Origin of the sequence: Halomonas sp. SH5A2 (assembly GCF_014263395.1) — a bacterium.
Lineage (GTDB): Bacteria > Pseudomonadota > Gammaproteobacteria > Pseudomonadales > Halomonadaceae > Vreelandella.
The window spans coordinates 1,266,295-1,286,337 of sequence record NZ_CP058321.1 but is presented as its reverse complement, the minus strand read 5'-3'; the positions used below and the strand labels follow the sequence as shown (position 1 = coordinate 1,286,337).

The following is a 20,043-nucleotide window of genomic DNA, read 5'->3' as shown; positions in this document are numbered from 1 at the left end:
TTGACCATATGCCAGTTCACCTTCTTAGCCATTCGCATTAACCGCCAACGCCAACGACAATGAGGACGCCATCATGACCACCATTACTAGCGTTGAGGTCCAGGACATACGTTTTCCGACTTCCCGTTCGCTGGACGGCTCGGATGCCATGAACGCCGCGCCTGATTACTCTGCCACCTACGTGATCCTGCACACCGATGACAACAACGGCCCCCAGGGCCATGGCCTGACCTTTACCATCGGCCGCGGCAACGAGATCGTGGTCACCGCCGTACGCTCACTCACCCCGCTCCTCGAAGGCCGCTCACTAGAGGCGATCACCGCCGATATGGGCGCCTTCTGGCGCGAAATCACCGGCGACAGCCAACTGCGCTGGATCGGCCCCGACAAGGGGGCGATCCATCTGGCCACCGCCGCCATGGTCAACGCCGTCTGGGACCTGTGGGCCAAGCGCGAAGGCAAGCCGGTATGGAAGCTGCTCGCCGACATGAGCCCCGAAGAACTGGTGCGATGTCTCGACTTCCGCTTCGTCACCGATGCCTTGACGCCAGAAGAGGCCATCGCCCTGCTGCGCAAGCAGGCCTCTGGCAAAGCAGAGCGCGAGGCTGAAATGCGCCGTGACGGCTTTCCAGGCTACACCACCTCGGCGGGCTGGCTGGGCTATTCCGACGACAAGGTCCGCCAACTGGCTCGCGAGGGCCTGGCCGAAGGCTGGACGCACTTCAAGCAGAAGATCGGTGGCGACCTCGACGAGGATGCACGGCGCGCCGCGTTGTTGCGCGAGGAAATCGGCTGGGACAACGTGCTGATGATGGATGCCAACCAGGTATGGGAAGTCGATGAGACAGTGGCTAAGATGCGCCGCCTGGCGGAATACGACCCGCTGTGGATCGAAGAGCCCACCAGCCCCGATGACATCCTCGGCCACGCCGAGATACGCCATCGTGTCGCACCGATCGGTGTGGCCACTGGCGAGCATTGCCATAACAAGGTGATGTTCAAGCAGTTCCTGCAAACCGACGCCATCGACTATTGCCAGATCGACGCGGCGCGTCTGGGCGGGCTGAACGAGGTCATCCTGGTCGTACTGATGGCCGCCAAGTTCGACGTGCCGATCTGCCCACACGCTGGCGGCGTGGGGCTATGCGAATATGTCCAGCACATCTCGATGTTCGACTATATCGCCGTGTCGGGTAGCCTCGAGGGTCGGGTACTGGAATACGTCGACCATCTGCACGAGCACTTCCTCGACCCGGTGGTCGTTCGCCAAGGCCGCTACCAGGTACCCACGGCCGCCGGCTATAGCATCACCATGCATGACGACTCACTTACCAGGCACCGTTTCCCGGACGGCGCCGCCTGGCAGGAGGAGAACTGAATGGTAAAGGGTGGCCTGGTAAAGACGTCCAACTAACGCGCGGGTATCAGTCGGCGATATCCGCGATATAGGCGGCAAGGTTGGCGATGTCATCATCTGACAGGTCGGTGGCGTTGGGGATCATCAGGGAAGAGTTTGATCCCACCTTTTCACCGGCCCGATAGGTCTCAAGGCGCGAAGTGATGTAATCCACATCCCGGCCGGTAAGCGATGGAAAACTGGCCATCCCTTTACCACTGGGACCGTGACATTGAGCACAACTATCCGCATACAACGTTTCACCTGCGGACTTATCCGCTGCCTGAGCAGCGGCAGACCCCATCGTCAACGCAGCTGCAATGACCCAAAACAGTGACAACTTCATTATGGACTTTCCCTGGTAGGTTGTTAGTGCATGAACAAGCTTGCGGCGGACGTGCCGCCGCACTGACATAGCAGCGCGGCGGCAAAGCGCTATTCCGGCGTGATGCGATAAATAATGCCTTCGTCCACCGCCGTATAGAGATCACCTTCCGGCCCCTGAACGATTGACCGGAAACGAGCCGAGCCCATCGGCAGCGGCATTTCGGCAACGTCGTTCACCGAAAGGCCATCTTCCGCAATATCAATCAGGTTAATGCGTTGCCCCACCGGCGTACCGCCAAAACCGATCCCCATAAAGCCAACCAGCAGACGGCCATCCCAATCGCCCCACTGTTCACCAGTTAAAAACTCGGTGGCCACTATGCCCTGCGAAAGGCCATCGTTGGTCCAGGCGGGCTGCATGGCATCGGGGTAGGTTTCGGTGTCCGTTACCGGCATATATTCCGCCCGTTCTTGGGGGTCCATACCCTCCTTCTGATTAGGCTCATAGCCGCAGTAATCGTCCGGGCAGTCGCCACGGCCGGCCATATTGGGACGCGGATCCCAGCCACTGTTGCCGCCATTGACCAGCGCATTGATCTCATCCGAATGCCAGGGACCGTGTTCCGTCACGATGGGTTGGCCGGTGTCCGGATGAAAGGTGATGCCCTGTACGTTGCGGTGACCATAAGTGTAGATACGTGGATCGAAGCCTTCCGGCGGTTCGTTACCCTCGGCGGCCTCACCATCCCGGTCGATGCGCAGCACCTTACCCCCAAGTAACTCCGGCGACTGAGGAATCTCGCTGTTATGGTTGTCGCCAGTGGTCACATAAAGGTAACCGTCGTCCGGGCTGAAACGAATACGCCCGCCGTTATGGGCGCCAGCGTCACCGAACGGGTGGTCGGTGGCGTCGGGTTTATATGGGATGTCATCGACAATGTCAGTACGATCCGATACCTCATCAAAATCACTGTTTACCGTCATGCGCAGCACACGGTTAGTTCGAGGCTCTGACTTATTGGAGGCGGAATAGACATAGATCGTGCGGTTTTCGTCAAAATCAGGATCGACCGCCACACCGTTCATTCCCGCCTGCCCCTGGCAGACAAGATCGTCTGCGGTGGTGGCATAGTCGTCTGTGCCTTCCATGCCGAGCAGATGCTCTACGTCACCGTCAGGGAGTCGCACCGACAGCCCTCGGCATCGTTCGGTATAAAACATCGTCCCATCAGGCAGAAAGGCCATATCCCAGGGATTTTCAAGACCGGTCAACACCTCAGATTGGCTGAGTTGAGGTTCATTTGAAGTGGCGACGGCCGGGAAGCCGATAATCACCGCAGAAGCAATCGCCGCACACAGCGGCCGTAGCGTTGGTTGTTGAGACATTGAGGGTTCTCCTCTCATTTGTTGTAATTTTTTTATCAACTTGGGTGAGCACTTTTTTAGTTTAGATCGGCAAACCTTGCGGTCAATTTTTTCCTCTCTACTCATGCATGGTCGGTCCTTCCTAGGATAGCTACGTGTAAGGTTGGGCAGTTTGTGCATACTGAATGACGCTTTTCGACAACTAATTTTTACCTACCGCGACACACTGGTCAGCGAATAAACAGCTGACTAGAGAGCACGCTATGAATCGCAACGTCATCCTCACCTGTGCTGTTACCGGCGCGGGTGATACCACCTCTAAAAACCCCAACGTTCCTATCACGCCCAAAGCCATCGCGGCATCCTGCATTGACGCCGCGCGCGCCGGGGCCAGCATCGCGCATATCCACGTTCGCGATCCGGCAACCGGCGGCATCAGCCATTCCACCGAACAATTCCGTGAGGTTATGGAACGCGTTCGCGAAGCGGATGTGGATATCGTCATGAACATTACCGCCGGCGGCGGCGGTGACTGGATACCCGATGCCACAGATCCCACCCGCGGCGGCCCAGGCACCGATATTCAAACTCCCGCCGAACGCCATGCGCCCGTGGGAGAACTGCTCCCCGAACTGTGCACGCTGGATTGCGGCAGCCTTAACTTTGGCGACATGGTCTACGTGAACCCTGCCGACTGGCTTCGCGAACATGCTCGCCTGGTACAAGCCGCAGGCGTCAAACCGGAGCTTGAGTGCTTTGATCTGGGCCATGTCTGGTTTGCCAGTCAGCTTCAGCAAGAAGGCTTGATCGACGATGACCCGCTCTATCAACTCTGCCTGGGCATCCCCTGGGGCGCCGAAGCGGACACCGAAACCATGCTGGCTATGCGTAACAAACTGCCGGAAAACGCCAACTGGGCGGCCTTCGGCATTGGTCGCCATCAAATGCCCATGGTCGCCCAGGCAGTCCTGCTGGGTGGCCACGCTCGTGTTGGCCTGGAAGATAACCTGTTTCTGGAGAAAGGCGTGCTGGCCACTAACGGCCAACTGGTCGAAAAGGCCTCGACGATTATTGAGAACCTCGGTGCCCGCGTGATGACGCCCGCTGAAACCCGCGCCCACCTTAAGTTACGTGACCCAGAACTGCGCAACCTGGCAGGAGGTGACGCATGAGCCGTTTAACTGTCATTGGAACTGGCGTGATTGGCAACGGCTGGATTGCCCGCGCCCTTGCCCAAGGCTGGGATGTTGTCGCCTTCGACCCAGATGCCAATGCGCCGAAACGCACCCGTTCATTTATAGACAACGCTTGGCCATCACTAACCCAGCTCGGCCTGGCTCCTGATGCCAGCCCTGAGCGGCTAACGTTTGTGGCTACAATTGAAGAGGCCATAAACGGCGCCGACCTGATTCAGGAAAACGTGCCCGAGCGTCTACCGCTTAAGCAAGAAATTCTAGCGGCCATTGACGCTGCTGCCGCACCGGACGTCATCATCGGCTCGTCCACCTCCGGCTTCAAGCCCACCGACCTGCAGCAGCAGTGCCAACAAGCGCCTGGGCGAGTGATCGTCGCTCACCCTTTCAACCCGGTGTATTTACTGCCGCTGGTGGAGCTGGTTGGGGGTGACGCCACCCAGCCTGCACAGATTGCCAGGGCCCAGGAGCTCTATCAGTCGCTCGCCATGCGCCCGCTGGTGGTTCGCCGTGAAATAGAGGGCCACATCGCCGACCGTTTGATGGAAGCGCTGTGGCGGGAGGCCCTGCATCTGGTCAACGATGGCGTGGCGACCACCGAAGAGATCGATGCGGCCGTGGTTTACGGCTGTGGGCTTCGCTGGCCGTTGATGGGCACCTTTTTAACCTTCCACCTCGCAGGTGGCGAGCCAGGCATGCGCCATATGCTGGAGCAGTTCGGCCCAGCGTTAAAACTGCCCTGGACCAAGCTGGAAGCCCCGGAACTTACCGACGAATTGATTGATAAAGTGGTCGAAGGCTGTGAACATCAAGCCGCGGGACGCTCGGTGGCCACACTGGACAAGCGTCGCGATGACTTCCTGGTAGAGCTGCTTGAGGTCGTGCAAAAATACTGGCCCGAAGCTGAAGGCTTAAAAGGACGCATTTAGTCAACTACCTCCGGCTAAAGCCGGAGGCTTGTGAAAACAAGCCCGGTTGACCAGGGAGAGCGGTAGCCAACCCGCTACGTTCGCAACAGGTCGTTAAGACTCACCGCCGAATGCTTCACCCAGTTCGGCGCTCTGAAAGGTCAGGGTCATGCTGGCGAAAGGTAAAACGCCGAAGGTCTTGATCGCTGAGGTAACGCAGGAGCCGGGGGCGGACATTCCCGAGGGGAGACGGGGCGTAAGCCCCGCGACACTAGGCCCGTAAGGGCATTAACACGGAAGAAATCGCATGGCGGTTTTCGTATTGGACAAACATAATCGGCCTTTGATGCCTTGCAGCGAAAAGCGGGCACGGTTGCTATTGGAACGCGGTCGTGCCGTGGTGCATAAGCGCTACCCGTTCACCCTCCGCTTGAAGGACCGGACAGGTGGCGACACGCAACCGCTGCGCTTAAAGCTCGATCCCGGCAGCCAAACCACCGGTTTGGCCGTGGTGCGGGAGGCGAATGACGGCCAGCATGTCTTGTGCCTGTTCGAGTTGGTGCATCGAGGCTTCCAGATCAAAAAAGCACTGCAACAACGCGCCGCCTTTCGCCGTCGCCGCCGTTCAGCCAATGTGCGCTACCGTGCCTCGCGCTTCGATAACCGCACCAAACCGAAGGGTTGGCTCGCGCCTTCCTTGCAGCACCGTGTCGATACGGTGATGGCCTGGGTGCAGCGGCTCAATAAGCTGGCGCCGATGACCGCACTGGATCAGGAGCTAGTACGCTTTGACATGCAAAAGCTGGAAACCCCTGACATAAGCGGCGTCGAATACCAGCAAGGCACGTTACTCGGCTACGAGGTACGCGAATACTTGCTGGAAAAATGGGGCCGTGAGTGTGCCTACTGCAGCGCCACCGACACGCCGCTGGAAGTCGAACATATTCAACCCCGCAGCCGAGGCGGCTCCAACCGGATCAGCAATTTGACCTTGAGCTGTCACAACTGCAATCAGGAGAAAGATCGGCAATCGCTAGCGGACTTTTTCGCTACCAGTAAAGGACTTAAAAAGCGCCTGAAAAAGCACGGCCACAACGCTGAGACGCGGGTTGAGCACGTCCAGCGCGAGCAACAACGCCTGCTGCGGGACGCCAGCGCGGTCAATGCCACGCGTTGGGCACTGTTTAACGCACTTAACGCCACGGGTCTGCCGGTGGCTGTGAGCACGGGCAGTCGCACCAAATACAACCGCCAACAACTAGGTATCCCGAAGACCCACGCGCTGGATGCGGCCTGTGTCGGTGTGTTTGACACGCTACGCAATTGGGCAGTGCCGACGCTGACCATAAAGGCCATGGGACGCGGCAGCTACCAGCGTACCCGGTTGAGTCGGCATGGGTTTCCTCGTGGTGTCTTGATGCGGGAAAAGCAGGTATATGGCTTCCAGACCGGCGACATGGTGAAAGCTATTGTGCCTACCGGCAAGAAAGCCGGGATACATACCGGCCGTGTCGCGATGCGTAAAACAGGCAGTTTTAACATTCAGACCAAACAGGGTGCCGTACAAGGCATTTCGTACAAACACTGCACCTTGACCCAGCGCGGTGATGGCTATGGCTATTACCTGACACCATTCACTAACCTAAAAGGAGGCGCGGGACAGGCGTTGGCGTAATCCAAGTCGTGCTTCGCACGACGCGCTGTCCCTCCCGGCACTAGAAGTACCGGGTATCTCGCGCAAAATCTGATGATCATCCATGAAACCCACGTCGGCCCTGAGTGGGTCGACTACAACGGGCACATGAACGACGCGGCGTATGCCCGTGTCTTCTCCCAGGCCTGCGAAGCGCTGATCGACCAAATAGGGCTCGACGAAGCGGGCCGGAAGCTTTACGGCTATACGATCTATACGCTGGAAACCCACCTCTGCTTTCGCCGTGAGGCGCACCAAGACCAATCGTTAAGCGTCGACCTGACGCTATTGGACCGCGATGCCAAACGCCTGCACGTGTTTTTCGCCATGTTCGATGACGAAGACAACCTGCTCGCCTCCAGCGAACAGATGCTGATGGGCATGGACCAAGTGTCTGGACGAGCCAGTGCTTTTCCTGAGCCGGTAGCAAGCTGCGTGGCGAAGCTTCCTCAGGCGAATAAAGGCCTGTGGCCCGAGCTTGCAGGGCGCACCATCGGTATACGTCGCTAGGCTAGACAAGACACGTTATTCAAGACGAGTTATTCAAGACAGATGATGCAAAAAGGCAAACGCTATGCGCATAGAAGCCTTTATTCAACGCTTTAGCGCAGAACTGGCAGCAATGGGGGAGCTGCCATTACCTCAGGCGCGGCGCACCTATGACACGCTTTGCCGAACCTTCGCCCCACCCGACCCACCCGGTATGCGGATTGAAAATGGCACTATTGATAGTGTCGATATTCGCCGTTTTATCCCTAAGCATTGTCTGCCAGGCAATATTCTTTTTATTCACGGCGGTGGCTTCACCATCGGCTCGGTCGAAAGCCACCATGGCCCCGCCGCCAGCCTAGCCCAAGCGCTGGGTCATGAAGTGGTGAGCGTCAACTACCGGCTTGCGCCGGAGATGGCGTACCCCGCCATGCTGGCAGACTGCCAAACGGTGCTAGAAGCGATACAGCCAATTGCGCTGGTAGGTGACAGCGCAGGCGGGCGGCTGGCCATCGACCTGGCCCACCCGTTGATCGAGGCCCCGCCGCTGGGGTTGATCTATCCAACCGTTGGCGAGCTCTCACTTGAGTGTCTCGGGAATGATGCGCCGCTACTCTCACGCGACGATGTACTAGGCATCCGCCGACGCTGTCCAGACATCAGCGCCGCCGAACGCGATCGTACGCCACCCGCCACTGGCATCGAAGTACTGACGGTGGAGCATGACCCGCTGACTCAGCCCATCGAAACCGCAGTCGCTAACTGGCAGGAAGCGGGGGCTTCAATAGGCTATCGCTGTGCGCCGCAGATGGTGCACGGCGCTCTGCACGCCCAATCACGGCTGCCTGACATGGGCAGCGCATGGCAGGCGTTTTACCATGCGCTCAAGCATCGCCTGGTTGACTAAGAGCCGAATTGGGCCCGCACCTGCTCAATGGCGGATTCGCCCTCGCGGGTTTCAACACCTTCCAGCCACTCCGCAACGGTATCCAGATTGTTGCCAATCCACTCGCTCGCTACTTCCTCTGCCGGGCGCTCTTCGTAGCTGTACTCATGCACCCACTCGTTCTGGTCTTCAATATCGATCACGTACTGCGACAAGAAACGGTGAACCTCGGGAGCCTCTTCCGCCAGGCTGGCAGGCGTAATGGTCCATACGGTGCTTTCAATAGAGGCCACACCCGCCTCGTCGCTATCGGCTAAGTAGGCCAAATCGAAGCTCACGTTCATCCAGTGAGGCTCCCAGCCGACAAATGTCACCCACTCCTCATTAGCCATTTTTTGCTCAGCCTGGGCAAGCATGGCCGAGGTCGAACTTTCGCGGAGCTGCCAATCGCCCAACCCGGCAAGGTCGTTATCAATGGCATTGAGAATCGCCTCGTTGATGCCAGTTCCCGCTTCAATCCCCTGGATTTCACCGTCGAACCGGTCATGGTGCTCGGCAAGCTCAGCGACCGTGGTAACACCTGCCTCATAAACGTAGTGGGGAACCACCAGCCCGGAATTGGCACCGCTGATGTTCGAAACCACTTTCTCTACTTTGCCGTCAGCCACCAACGGCTCGACCATATCGGTCTGGACGGGGTACCAGCCACCTAAATAGACCTCAAGGTCGTTATTCGACAAGCCTTCAAGAATGACACTCACGGCTAAATCCTGCTGCCGCGTCTCGTAACCCATCGTTTCAAGTAGCTGGGCCGCCACTTCGGATTTCACGGTAACACCTGGCCAAGGCGGTACACCAAAGCGCAGCTCGTCGATTTCCGCCATAGCGGGTGTCGTGGTCAACGCCGTGAGCAAAAATCCCGCTTTTAATGACAACGATTTGCTAGTGGTAGGCATCTGGCTAAACCCTCTTATTGATTAGGTTCAACCAGTATGCGCGGCTTCTAACCCACTACTAACCACTAGACGACACTTATCACCCATTAAGCGACTTTTAGGCCGCAAGCGTCCTTATTCCTTGTCCGGGTAACGTATCTGCCGTGGCGAGATGCCATAGTGAGCACGGAATGCACGTGCAAAGCTCGACGACGAACTAAACCCGCAAGCCAAGGCCACCGCCAAGATGGCTAAATCGGTCTCGGCAAGCAGTCGCCGGGCGCGTTTAATGCGCAGTTGCAAATACCATTGTCGCGGGGTGGCATTCAGTTCCTGCTCAAAAAGTCGCTGTAGCTGTCGCACCGACACCTCTACGCGGCTCGCCACTTCTTCAAGCGTGAGCGGCTCTTCAAGATTCTGCTCCATCAGCGCTACCGCCTCGACCACGCGCCGGTTGTGGGTACCTAAACGCTTAACAAGCGCCATACGCTGCTGGTCGCTGCGGGTTCTAATACGATCATGAATAAGCTGCTCGGATACATCGATAGCCAGCTTCGCGCCATGCCGTCGTGCGATCACTTCCAGCGCCATATCCATCGCGGCGACCCCGCCCGCGCAGGAGAAACGCCGCTCGCCCAACTCGTAGAGTTCATCGGTGGTATCAATCCCCGGAAAGCGCTCACGAAAAGCGGGCAAACTCTCCCAGTGCAGTGCCACCCGCTCATGCTTTAACAATCCGGTGGCAGCGAGCAGGAACGCGCCGGTATCAATGCCACCCAAACAGCAGCCTGCCTGATCCAACTGATGAAGCCACGCCATTAATGGCCGGGTAAGATGCGCCTCGGGGGTAAAGCCACTACATACCGCCAAGGATGGCAAGTGATGCACCTCTCGGGTGGCTTGATCTGCCATGAGCGTCATACCGTTAGACGCCGTTACCGGCCCGCCATCGGCACTAATCAAGGTCCAGTCAAACAACGGGCGGCTGGCAATGCGATTAGCGATACGCAGCGGCTCAACGGCCGCAAAAAAGGCCATCATGGAAAACTGCGGCAGCAATAAAAACCCTACCATTTCGGGTGACGGGCCATGGTAACTAAGACGCATATCAATGCTCACATTCAGTACATTCAAACTCTGAGGAAAAAAGCGGCTTATCGGCCGTTTGAAGCTTCTTCTGCAACCATTAGCAAACTATTGAATACCCCCGGCATGCTGGCTTTCGCGCATATCCGATTATCGGCTATTGGCGTATACTTGGCGTATTAAAGACGATAGCTCTTTAAATAATCACAGGAATCTCAATTGACTCAACAGCGCCTGTACGTGCGCCTCTTGATGGCCGTAACCTTACCGTTGATTTTGGTCACCGCTACGCTATGGCCGGTGCTTCATGTGCACCTGGAAACCCGCCAGGAAAGCATCCGTGCAGAAACTCGCGCCATTATGCAGGTGGGCAAAGACACCCTATTACGCGATATTAACGAGACGCTCAGTTATGCGCTCGCGGTCGCCGAGATGCCGATCATCAAGGCTCACATGACAGGCGAGAATGTCGAAGGCGTCGACAGCTCAACGCCAGCCCAATTGACCGGTTTTTTATCGACATTGATCAAACACTACCCGCGCTACACCAAGCTTATACTGATTGACAATCAGGGCAACGAAGTCCTACGTGCCCCGGTCGGGCTTGCATCTGACCCTCGCTTTGCTGACCGTCGCCATGCCAGTACCGATTATTTCAAAGCCACCAGTAAGCTGTTTGCCCGCGATCTTTACATCTCCCCACCCGGTCGCAACCTCCAATACGAGCTATTCAGTGGTGAAGTGGTCCCGGTCGTCAATGTCGCCACCCCTATTTTTGACGACCAAGGCGAACGCCATGGCATGGTCCTGTTGAGCCTTAACTGGCAGCATTTGACCGAGGCCGTCCAACAGGCCATGCTCATGGACCCCGACGCGAGCGTTCTATTGACTGATGCCCAGGGCGGCTGGCTACTCACACAGGGTAGCCAACGACTGCCGATGATTAGGTTTGGTGAAAATTACGCCCGACTAGCCGCCGAACCATGGCAACCTGTTACCGAGCAAGACGAAGGGGCGTTTACCCTGGGTAACCATTTACTGCGTTTTCAGCGTTTGGATATACGCAGCCAAGGCTTCCAGGGGCTCGCAGGACGCATTTTCAGCCAGGACGACACCCTCCCCTGGGTGTTAGGGGTTAGCCTACCCACTCCCACCTGGAAGACCCTGCTACAAGATGAATCCCTCGTTGTCTGGTTTTTATTGCTCACCTACTCCACAGCTGTTGCGCTAGGCATCTATTGGTCAATTAGCCGTCACCAACAGCGCAAGCTGCGTCACCAGGCTCAGCAGCAAGCCACCGAAGTCAGCAACCTGTATGAAAACGCCCCCTGTGGTTACCATTCACTGAACGCCGATGGCGTGATTCTTAAAATGAATCAAACCGAACTTGACTGGCTGGGTTTAACCCGCGATGTTGTCGGCAAGCGCTGCTATCGCGACTTTATTTCGCCAGATTCACTGGCCGATTTTGATGCCGCGTTTCAGGATGTACAAGCAGGCCACCAGGGCGAGGCAGAATGTACGCTGATCGCCACGGATGGCCAGGAGCGCCAAGTGGTCATTCAAGGCGTCGGGTATCTAGAAAAAGATCGTTTTAAGTACTCAAACGCCACCGTCTTTGACATTACCGAGCGCAAGCAACTGGAAGAAAAATTGCGCGCCCAAGCCATGACTGATCCATTAACCGGCGTCTTCAATCGGCGCTATTTGCAAGCGCAGGCCAGCATCGAGATGTCTCGTGCCTCAAGGCACCAAACGCCTATCTCTCTCATCGCTATCGATATTGATCACTTCAAGCGAATCAACGATGAATATGGTCACGACGCAGGCGATGAAGTGCTTAAACGCTTTACCAGCGTGATTAAAGGATTACTGCGTCAAGAGGATCTTTTATGCCGTGTTGGCGGCGAAGAGTTCGCCATCTTGCTGCCCGACACCCCGCTGGAGAAAGCATGGCAAGTGGCTGAACGCATCCGGGTTGCCGTGGAACAGACTCAAGTACTCATTGAGCACGACGACACTTCTATTACCATTGCCATCACCGCCTCTTTTGGCGTGACGCACATCGCCAGCGGCGAAAAGACCTTAAAAGCCGCCATGAAGCGTGCCGACATCGGTCTCTACGAAGCCAAAGACACTGGACGTAATCGTATTGTCCTTCAAGAGTCGTAACGGCTGAACTTTGAATGATTCGTCATCATCTCCAATTCTTCCCGATGAAGTGTTGCTAGCAAAAGCTTAAGTTGCTTTCTCGGTAGATCACCTTGAATGTGGGCCGAGGGAATTCTGCGATCAGTGATGTGGTCATAACGCCTTATACACTTTTAGTCACCAGAAGCAGTGCGTCGGGCGCTTGACTTCTATATGGAAACCTTCGATGAACCAGCCGCTGCAAAGCCTTGAACAACTGCTAGACCGAGTCAGTCAATTGACACACGACAACGATCAGGTCTCAGTCGGGATGGTCGTCGAATCGATTGGCAGTCGTTCTTTTGGACCGCTTTTGATGCTTATTGGCATCACGCTGTTTTCGCCGCTAAGCGGTTTACCCGGCATGTCCATCTTCATGGGCTCGTTCGTGTTGCTGATCGCCGTACAGATGCTCATCGGCCGAAAACAGTTCTGGCTGCCAGGCTATATCATCAACCGTTCCATCGAGCGCAACAAGCTCCGGAAGGCGCTCAGCTGGCTCAACAAGCCGGCAAGGGGCATTGATCGCGTTCTTAAACCGAGGTTAACTTTTCTCGTCAATAACGGGGGGAGCTACGGGATTGCCTCGCTATGCATCATCGTCGGACTGTGCATGCCGTTTATGGAGCTAGTGCCATTTTCATCTTCAGCCGCTGGTCTTGCGTTATTAGCGCTAGGACTGGCACTCGTCATTCATGACGGGTTGTTAGTGCTTCTGGCACTTGGGGCATTCAGTGCAACTTTCATACTTATCGTTGCTAACTTTCTGTAATTGCTCCCACTCTGACCAGAGTGTCACGAAAGTTAAAGCCGATTTACTCATTCAATTGGCGTCCCAGGCAGGATTCGAACCTGCGACCTGCCGCTTAGGAGGCGGCTGCTCTATCCTGCTGAGCTACAGGGACTTATGGGAGCAAGAGTATAACGTCTCGGCCAACCCAGGCCAAGGCATGCGCTATATCCAGCCGAGCAGCCGCAAGGCAAAAATCCCAACGGTCACTGTCACGCTGGCCATTAGCGTGGTGATGGCAATGATATTGGCTGCCAAAGCGACGTTACCACCAATCGCTTTGACCATGACAAAACTGGCCGCCGCAGTAGGACTGGCAAAGAACAGAAAGAGCAGGCCCAGCGATTGCCCAGAAAACCCGATCAGCCAAGCAGCTCCGGTCGCCAACACGGGGAGGATGACCATTTTCATGACACTGGCGCTTAGCGCAACCTGCTGACTATCTCGCAGACTGCTCACCGACAGGGTCGCCCCGATACAAATCAATGCCAGCGGCAACGTAAGAGAGGCAAAATAATCACCCGATGTCATCAACCACCGGGGCAACTCAACTGACCAGGCGGTGAATGGCAAGGCGGCTATCACGGCGATAATCAGCGGGTTGGTAACGATCTTCCATAGCAGACTTCGCCAATCGGTGGCCTGGCCAGGCTGGTACATCGCCAACACAACGACCGAAAGAACGTTATATGTGACGATGACAACACCCAGTAATAAACTACCCGCCGAAAGACCATAGTTGCCGTACATGCCCGCCGCCAAGGCAAGTCCCACTACGCCACAATTACCGCGAAACGCGCCTTGCACATAGACACCGCGCTCTTCACGCGGGATTCGCAAGCTCGCCCACCCCCAGCTAAGGGCACATTGGCAAAGGGTCGCCAGGGCGAAAAACACCAATAGCGGTATATCCAGCGCCACAGCCAGATCGGCTTTAATCAAACTCAGAAATATCAGCGTCGGCAACGTCGCCTTGAAAACCAGTGCAGAGGCAGTAGTAACAAACGCTCGGTCAATCCAACCAAGCCGTTTTAACCCCAAACCGATAAACACCATGGCAAAGACAGGCAGCGTGACATCAAGGGTACGGGCAAAAAGCTCAAATAGGCTCACAGGCGGCAGTCTCTTTTCCTGAATTCAAATATCAAGAACAGCACCTGCTTATATTCTACGGTTGGCAGCGATTTGTCGATTGGTTGAACAATAATGGCAGCGCTGGAAAATCTGGATATCACTCACTGGACAGAATCAGTGTCGTGCTCCTCATACAAATTGACCACCACTCCATTGCGGCCTTTATTCTTTGCCGCGTAACTCCCGGCATCGGCGCGAGCCATCGCATCTTCCGTACTACCATCGTCTTCATGGAAAGTGGTGACCCCAATACTCAGCGTTACGCCATATTCATTGCCTTCGTGAACGACCGAGATATCCCCCACTGCCTGACACAGGGATTCAGCGATCTTTTGGGCCTGGCTCAAGGTACAGCTGGGCAGCAGAACACCGAATTCATCGCCACCCTGACGGGCAACATGATCACTGCGACGAACTTCCCAGGCCACCACCTGGGCGATGCGCCTGAGCATTTCATCACCCAGCGCATGCCCGCCTTCATCGTTAATCGGCTTGAAACGATCAAGGTCAAACAGCAAAAGCGCAGAGGGGTTGCTGGTCTTTTGAAATTCGGCAAAGGCATCATCAAGCCGCCGCTCGAAACCTCGCCGGTTGAGCAAGCCGGTGAGTGGGTCGTGTTCGGCTTCCCAACGCTGAATGGCCTCCTGCTCGCGACGTTCGGTAATGTCTTTGACCACTCCCACCAAACCCAGCGAATGTCCGCCCTGGGAGAGCATGACCACCCGAGCGTGAATATCAAGCCACAGCGTTTCTTTCTCATTGCGGATAAAACGTAACTGGCGTACGAAATCGCTCCCGCTTTTCAAGCTGTGTTGCCACATGTCCTTAGCGCCACCCCGATCATCAGCATGAATTTTATGTAGCCAGGCCTCCATCGGGGTATTCGGCTGGATATCGAGCATATCGAGCAACGCGGGATTCATATAGGTAATGTCGCCGTCAAAATTGGCAACGAACATACCTTGAGGAGTGGCATTCAGCACGGAGTCAAGAAAAGCTTCACGCTCCTGAAGATTGGTCATTAATACCTGGCGCTCGTCTTCAACGCGATTAAAGGTGCCCGCTACGTGCTGTAACTCCTGCATCCTGGTACCGAGTTCCACTCGCGCGCGCTCACCACGCCCCACTTGACCAATCTGTTTGGCTAAATGCTTTAACGGCGACAGCATACGGCGCAAAATCAACCAGAGTACCGGCAACATCAGCAATGTCAGCGCAATCCCGAGCCACCACAGCCGCTGTAAAAACCCACTAAGCGGTGCAAGGGCTTGCTCACTGGGCAAATACAGGCCGATCACCCAATTTGCCGACCAAACCTGACTGTAGGACTGAAAACCCTGTTCGCCGTTAAGTAGCGAGCCAATGGACTCACCTTCCCAGCCATCCAATGCCAGATTAAGCCAAGGATTGAAGTCACTATCCGGCACATCGGTCATGATCAGGTTCTGGTTGGGGTGATAAAGGATCTTACCCGAAGCCGTCGCTATCCCGACAAAGCCTTCTTCGCCTAGCCTCACGCGCGCGAGGCGATCAAACAGTCCACCAGAATCAAGGCTGACGACACCGCCCACAAAGCCGTTAAACTCACCGCGGTCATCAATGCGCGGCACGCTGACCAGGACCATGGGCATACCACTGGCGCGGCCCACAAAGGGCTCACTCACATAAGGCCTTCGGCCGCCACGCAACATTTTAAAGTATTCCCGCTGAGCGGTGTCTAACCCTTCGCGACCTTCTACCACCGGCCAGTCGGCGACCACCTGGCCTTCTTCATTGGCGACCACAACACCTTCAAACCAAGCCATCAGGGCTTCATTACGCTCTAACGTCGAACGGATAGCGGCGTTGCTGGCATCAACCTCAATACGCTCATTGAGGCGACTTAACGCATCGAAGCGAACTTCTATCTGTTCGGAGACCTCATCGGCAACCAACGTCGATTCGTAGCGCAAATGCGCCATATTAGTCGCTTTCACCATGGTATTACCCAGCTGCCAGGCCATCCACAGCACCAGTATCACAACCAGCAGCCAGGTAACGGCCAGCCCCAGCAGCATTCGGTTCTGAAGCGAGCCGAGGCAAGTTTTACGTGTTAACCAACGAACCAAACCCGCGCACCTCGCTTTTATGCCGAATTTTCAGCGTTGCAGAATAACGTCTTAATTGTGTATCGGCTTATAGTACCGATACATGAGCACCCAACACAAAGTTATTAAGGACTATTGACACTTAATGAAATATATCCAATTAAATAGAAAGCACACTAAAATTTAGCTCGCTAACATATTGACTATTAAATAATCGATCTGGTATCGGGAGTGAGGTTATTCTTAAGACATCGGCAATTTATAGTCAATGCGCAGTCGCTCGAGTGACTGCCGTTATAACGTGAAATTATGAGCCCCAATTTTGGCTGGGGCTTTATTAAGATTTTGCTAACTTAAACCACATTAATCCAAGTGACGAATTCTAAGTTCATAATTATTAACACCTGAGCGCGCAGTCCCAAATTTTTGTCCATTAACCCGAACACGGTAGCGGCCTGCCTCTAGATCGGCTGTCAAGTCAACATCCCCATTGAAGCCTTCACCAGCGCCTTTTGCAGCAACTCGGCCTTGCTCATCGACGATGTCGACTTCTATGCGGTAAGTGTCTTCATAGCCTGTCGGGTACGTCGATGTAGTGAGCTGAATACGACCAGCATCGGGCATCTCAAAAGTGAGCACTTCGCCACTAGCACGAATTTTAACATCACTTACGATTTCCTCGAATGTATCTGTCGAAGGCTGCGACCGCTCGGAGGCAGGTGGAGCTGACTGCAGCTGATCACTTGAAGCAGATTGCTGGGTGTCGGCAGTCCTGGCGGCATCATTTTCACCCTCTGCGGCAAGCGGTTCTCTAGAAGAACTTCCACCAAGAGCAACAACAGCATCGTTTTGACGCACAAATACCGAACGATCACCTTCTTCGGCATTCCCCGTGAAAGCAATGCCGTCGCCGTCGCTGATTGCTTCTTCGACAACTTGGCCTTGAGCATTCAAGCCAGCAACTTTAATCGAATAACCATCCCCTGCTTTACCACGGGTACCGAAACGGCGAGCCTCTACGCGCAGTGTATACTCACCTGGCGCCAGATCTTGCGTTAGAGAAAGACCACCGTTTTGACCTAGCGCTTCGCTACGCGTAACAATTTGACCCTCACTATCAAGAAGCTCTGCAGCAATTTGGTAGTCTTCCGAATAGCCCGCCGTGACGTCACTTTCAAACAGATAACGCCCTGATTTATCGACCGTTAACGTATGCTCATTAACACTTCCAAACAGAAAACGCTGACTGCTGGCATCTGTACGGGACTGCAAAATACCCGTCAAATCCATTCCACGCCCTTCTTCGCGAAAACGATCCTGCGTTTCACTCGCTGAAGAAAATGAGGCTGCCGCAAACACATTGAGCGCCACGAAGCCAACCAATACATAACGTACGTTCATAAACGTTCACCTAATAAGCAAAAAAAGCCGACCCCATGGGGCCGGCTCTATGTAAACCCTATGGGCTATGTGTTAGCCCAGGTAGGATTTAGAACAAGTAGGTAACACCCACACCAACGCCGTCGCCTTGGTCATTTTCACGGTCACGAACAGCACCTTCAACCCAAGTGTACATAGCGTCAGAGATGTTATAAGTGGCACCCAAGATTACTTCGTTATAAGTTTCATCACGGTTTTGCTCATCTTGAATCTGCTCATCTAGCTCAGAAAGGAAGCTTCCAGCGCCAACATCGACGTACTGGTAAGCACCGTAGATGTCACCGTTGCCGTAGCCATAACGCGCGCTCACCGCATAGAAGTTGGTATCGTCACGGTTGACATTGCCATCAGCGTCAAAGCGCTCAAGCTTCGCGGCAAGGCGGAGCGTGTCGACCGTATACTGAGCTGTAAGACCGTACTGGTTGCCAACGCTATCAACGTTACCGTCAAGGTCTTCGTAAACAGTGTTATCAAGGTTATCGTAAACTGCGGCGATGGAGAACGCACCAGCAGTATACTTAGCACCACCGAAGAAGGAAGCATTGCTGCTGCCTTGATCAGCGCCGCCGTCTGCAGAGTCATTATCGCCTTTGTACTGAGTACCTACCGCAAACTCCATGCCACCAAACGAAGGAGACGTGTAAGTTACCTTGTCGGTTTGCTGATCCGCACCATTGCCATGAAGCGCAGTGGAATCGCTAACATCAAAACCTTCATTATTGGTGATTGGATCTTGAATCCAGTCATCAATCAACTGGTCGTAAGAGCCTAGACGAACGTCACCGAAATTACCTTTCAAGCCAACAAAAGCAGTATCGCCAGCGTCTTCGTCATCAGTCGCTGTCGCCATTTCGTCTGCTTTAATGTCGTCAAGCTCAAGCTTCAGGTAACCAGTCAAGTCACGAGTGATCACATGCTCGGCGGCGAAACCAAAGGTAGTACCATTATCGGCAATTTCGTCTTGTGCGTCGCCATTAGCATCATTGACGCTATAGTAAGCAATCTGGATGTTGCCGTAGAGATCCAGCTTGGTGCCGTCTTCGTTATAAACGGTTGCTGCTTGGGCGCCAGAAGCGAAGGCAGCACCAGCGATAGCAGTCGCTAAAAGTGTCTTTTTCATGATGTAGGTTCCTTAACTTACTGTTTTGATCGTTTCTGTCCGACCTAAGGTCGGCAGTCAGGCTGTTGGGTGTGCTCTTGTGTCACTGACGGGAGCGTTCCCAATACAATGCGGCACTTCCTCAACAACACCTTGTTATATTCCAATGCTCGCAAGGCAAACTCTATACCGGGATTCGGAGGAACGCAATAGAAAAAAACACTGTTTTTTTATTATTTGTGATTTTTTTTGGAACCTAGCCCATTGGAGCGAGGTCCTAGCGACCTTTAAATTTCTGCTGCAAGCCCAAGAGCTTATCTTCCAGGCTAAGTTGTTTTTGAGGCGCATCAGCGTCAAGTGGCGTTTTTTCTGCCTTTCTACTCGCCTCTGCAGGTGCTTTTTTCTTGGGCTTGGCCGTCTTGCCATGAGACTTCTTCTCTCTGGCTGCAGAGGAACGCTCATTCGGCGAAGAAGACGCCTGGTGGGTACGTTTTTCTGTTGCATGACGCGCGGCTTCCGCGTCAACCACCCCCGCTTCATTGCCTTCCAGATCAATCCGCGTAGCCCCTTCGCGCACCGACTTTATATAACGCGGCAGATTGACGTAGTTTGCCAGCGCGCGGCGAATCAGCTTACCCGACCATGGCTCGCGTTCAGCCAAATCGTGATGTATTCCCACTTTCAGCGGCTGGGTATGCCCCTTGAAAAAAGCCTGCGGATAACGCTTATACCATTGCGCCAGCAATGCATGCGGCGATGGAGGCTCTGGCTTGGGCTCCCCTTGAGCAGAAACATCAAGTGCTGGCGAGGTCGTCGGTTCAAGCTCAGGCTTGCCTTTTTCATTTAACTCGACGAACTCATCAGACGGCTGTTGAGCCTCAGATGCTTCAGCTTCCGGCGGCTCCGATCTGGGCGCCTGAGCCAACTGCTGCTTTAGCTTGGCGTTTTCTGCACGCAACTGGGCCAACTCTGCCTGCGTGAGCATCAAGCGCCGCTCCAGATCGTCCAATAACGCCATAGGGCTT

The 20,043-nt window shown here is 55.0% G+C and carries 17 protein-coding genes and 1 tRNA gene; 8 read left to right on the top strand and 10 right to left on the bottom strand.

All coding sequences use genetic code 11. The annotated features are described in order from the left end of the window. Positions 1–73: 73 nt before the first annotated feature. Positions 74–1,378: an L-fuconate dehydratase gene (locus HXW73_RS05990; RefSeq protein ID WP_186255341.1), complete on the top strand. Its 1,305-nt coding sequence runs from the start codon at positions 74–76 to the stop codon at positions 1,376–1,378. Positions 1,379–1,424: 46 nt separating this feature from the next. Here the strand turns inward: HXW73_RS05990 and HXW73_RS05985 are convergent, their stop codons facing one another. Continuing rightward, positions 1,425–1,742, bottom strand: a complete 318-nt coding sequence (locus tag HXW73_RS05985) for a c-type cytochrome (protein ID WP_186255340.1) — start codon at positions 1,740–1,742, stop codon at positions 1,425–1,427. An 89-nt stretch (positions 1,743–1,831) separates the two neighbouring features. Further along, positions 1,832–3,109, bottom strand: coding sequence for a PQQ-dependent sugar dehydrogenase (locus HXW73_RS05980; protein ID WP_186255339.1), 1,278 nt, complete (start codon positions 3,107–3,109; stop codon positions 1,832–1,834). 242 nt (positions 3,110–3,351) lie between these two features. On the opposite strand from HXW73_RS05980, the gene HXW73_RS05975 reads away from it, so the two are divergent. The 5 genes from HXW73_RS05975 (at position 3,352) to HXW73_RS05955 (ending at position 8,278) form a co-directional block, all read left to right on the top strand. Further along, on the top strand, positions 3,352–4,260 hold the full coding sequence (locus HXW73_RS05975) for a 3-keto-5-aminohexanoate cleavage protein (protein ID WP_186255338.1): 909 nt from the start codon (positions 3,352–3,354) through the stop codon (positions 4,258–4,260). Then, a complete protein-coding gene (locus tag HXW73_RS05970; RefSeq protein ID WP_186255337.1) occupies positions 4,257–5,210 on the top strand; it encodes an L-carnitine dehydrogenase in 954 nt (317 codons plus the stop codon). The genes HXW73_RS05975 and HXW73_RS05970 overlap by 4 nt, the downstream gene beginning before the upstream one ends. Positions 5,211–5,496: 286 nt before the next feature. Next, entirely contained in the window at positions 5,497–6,864 is a 1,368-nt protein-coding gene (gene iscB, locus HXW73_RS05965) for an RNA-guided endonuclease IscB (protein WP_186255336.1), read from the top strand. Positions 6,865–6,936: 72 nt separating this feature from the next. Continuing rightward, positions 6,937–7,392 carry a thioesterase family protein gene (locus HXW73_RS05960; RefSeq protein ID WP_186255335.1) on the top strand — a complete coding sequence of 152 codons (456 nt, stop codon included), beginning with the start codon at positions 6,937–6,939 and terminating at the stop codon, positions 7,390–7,392. A gap of 64 nt (positions 7,393–7,456) precedes the next feature. After that, a complete protein-coding gene (locus tag HXW73_RS05955) occupies positions 7,457–8,278 on the top strand; it encodes an alpha/beta hydrolase fold domain-containing protein (protein WP_186255334.1) in 822 nt (273 codons plus the stop codon). Here HXW73_RS05955 and HXW73_RS05950 read toward each other — a convergent pair. After that, positions 8,275–9,213, bottom strand: a complete 939-nt coding sequence (locus HXW73_RS05950) for an ABC transporter substrate-binding protein (RefSeq protein WP_186255333.1) — start codon at positions 9,211–9,213, stop codon at positions 8,275–8,277. The genes HXW73_RS05955 and HXW73_RS05950 overlap by 4 nt on opposite strands. A 114-nt stretch (positions 9,214–9,327) precedes the next feature. After that, on the bottom strand, positions 9,328–10,299 hold the full coding sequence (locus HXW73_RS05945) for a GlxA family transcriptional regulator (protein WP_186255332.1): 972 nt from the start codon (positions 10,297–10,299) through the stop codon (positions 9,328–9,330). Positions 10,300–10,497: 198 nt separating this feature from the next. Between HXW73_RS05945 and HXW73_RS05940 the strand changes: the two genes are divergently transcribed. Together HXW73_RS05940 and HXW73_RS05935 are read left to right on the top strand one after the other, a co-directional pair. Beyond that, a complete protein-coding gene (locus HXW73_RS05940) occupies positions 10,498–12,450 on the top strand; it encodes a diguanylate cyclase (RefSeq protein WP_186255331.1) in 1,953 nt (650 codons plus the stop codon). Positions 12,451–12,655: 205 nt separating this feature from the next. Continuing rightward, positions 12,656–13,240 carry an exopolysaccharide biosynthesis protein gene (locus HXW73_RS05935; protein ID WP_186255330.1) on the top strand — a complete coding sequence of 195 codons (585 nt, stop codon included), beginning with the start codon at positions 12,656–12,658 and terminating at the stop codon, positions 13,238–13,240. A gap of 56 nt (positions 13,241–13,296) precedes the next feature. On the opposite strand, the gene HXW73_RS05930 is transcribed toward HXW73_RS05935, so the two are convergent. The 6 genes from HXW73_RS05930 to HXW73_RS05905 form a co-directional block, all read right to left on the bottom strand. Then, a tRNA-Arg gene (locus HXW73_RS05930) sits at positions 13,297–13,373 on the bottom strand. A gap of 50 nt (positions 13,374–13,423) precedes the next feature. Further along, positions 13,424–14,371, bottom strand: coding sequence for an AEC family transporter (locus HXW73_RS05925; RefSeq protein ID WP_186255329.1), 948 nt, complete (start codon positions 14,369–14,371; stop codon positions 13,424–13,426). Between the two features lie 122 nt (positions 14,372–14,493). Then, positions 14,494–16,449, bottom strand: coding sequence for a sensor domain-containing diguanylate cyclase (locus tag HXW73_RS05920; protein ID WP_240538764.1), 1,956 nt, complete (start codon positions 16,447–16,449; stop codon positions 14,494–14,496). Positions 16,450–16,842: 393 nt separating this feature from the next. Then, positions 16,843–17,880 (bottom strand): hypothetical protein, encoded by a 1,038-nt coding sequence (locus HXW73_RS05915; protein WP_186255328.1) that lies wholly within the window; start codon positions 17,878–17,880, stop codon positions 16,843–16,845. A gap of 88 nt (positions 17,881–17,968) precedes the next feature. Then, positions 17,969–19,039, bottom strand: coding sequence for a porin (locus tag HXW73_RS05910; RefSeq protein ID WP_186255327.1), 1,071 nt, complete (start codon positions 19,037–19,039; stop codon positions 17,969–17,971). Between the two features lie 256 nt (positions 19,040–19,295). Continuing rightward, the gene (locus HXW73_RS05905) at positions 19,296–20,036 is read right to left on the bottom strand and encodes a ProQ/FINO family protein (protein ID WP_240538763.1); all 741 of its coding nucleotides are present in this window, start codon (positions 20,034–20,036) and stop codon (positions 19,296–19,298) included. Positions 20,037–20,043 lie beyond the last annotated feature (7 nt).

What these genes read in the sequence shown, in the direction of transcription:
- HXW73_RS05955 (WP_186255334.1), top strand. Translation starts at nt 7,457, where the DNA reads ATGCGCATAGAAGCCTTTATTCAACGCTTTAGCGCAGAACTGGCAGCA.
- iscB (WP_186255336.1), top strand. Translation starts at nt 5,497, where the DNA reads ATGGCGGTTTTCGTATTGGACAAACATAATCGGCCTTTGATGCCTTGC.
- HXW73_RS05950 (WP_186255333.1), bottom strand. Translation starts at nt 9,213, where the DNA reads ATGCCTACCACTAGCAAATCGTTGTCATTAAAAGCGGGATTTTTGCTC.
- HXW73_RS05915 (WP_186255328.1), bottom strand. Translation starts at nt 17,880, where the DNA reads ATGAACGTACGTTATGTATTGGTTGGCTTCGTGGCGCTCAATGTGTTT.
- HXW73_RS05990 (WP_186255341.1), top strand. Translation starts at nt 74, where the DNA reads ATGACCACCATTACTAGCGTTGAGGTCCAGGACATACGTTTTCCGACT.
- HXW73_RS05905 (WP_240538763.1), bottom strand. Translation starts at nt 20,036, where the DNA reads ATGGCGTTATTGGACGATCTGGAGCGGCGCTTGATGCTCACGCAGGCA.
- HXW73_RS05920 (WP_240538764.1), bottom strand. Translation starts at nt 16,449, where the DNA reads ATGCTGCTGGGGCTGGCCGTTACCTGGCTGCTGGTTGTGATACTGGTG.
- HXW73_RS05970 (WP_186255337.1), top strand. Translation starts at nt 4,257, where the DNA reads ATGAGCCGTTTAACTGTCATTGGAACTGGCGTGATTGGCAACGGCTGG.
- HXW73_RS05980 (WP_186255339.1), bottom strand. Translation starts at nt 3,109, where the DNA reads ATGTCTCAACAACCAACGCTACGGCCGCTGTGTGCGGCGATTGCTTCT.
- HXW73_RS05945 (WP_186255332.1), bottom strand. Translation starts at nt 10,299, where the DNA reads ATGCGTCTTAGTTACCATGGCCCGTCACCCGAAATGGTAGGGTTTTTA.
- HXW73_RS05985 (WP_186255340.1), bottom strand. Translation starts at nt 1,742, where the DNA reads ATGAAGTTGTCACTGTTTTGGGTCATTGCAGCTGCGTTGACGATGGGG.
- HXW73_RS05975 (WP_186255338.1), top strand. Translation starts at nt 3,352, where the DNA reads ATGAATCGCAACGTCATCCTCACCTGTGCTGTTACCGGCGCGGGTGAT.
- HXW73_RS05935 (WP_186255330.1), top strand. Translation starts at nt 12,656, where the DNA reads ATGAACCAGCCGCTGCAAAGCCTTGAACAACTGCTAGACCGAGTCAGT.
- HXW73_RS05960 (WP_186255335.1), top strand. Translation starts at nt 6,937, where the DNA reads ATGATCATCCATGAAACCCACGTCGGCCCTGAGTGGGTCGACTACAAC.
- HXW73_RS05910 (WP_186255327.1), bottom strand. Translation starts at nt 19,039, where the DNA reads ATGAAAAAGACACTTTTAGCGACTGCTATCGCTGGTGCTGCCTTCGCT.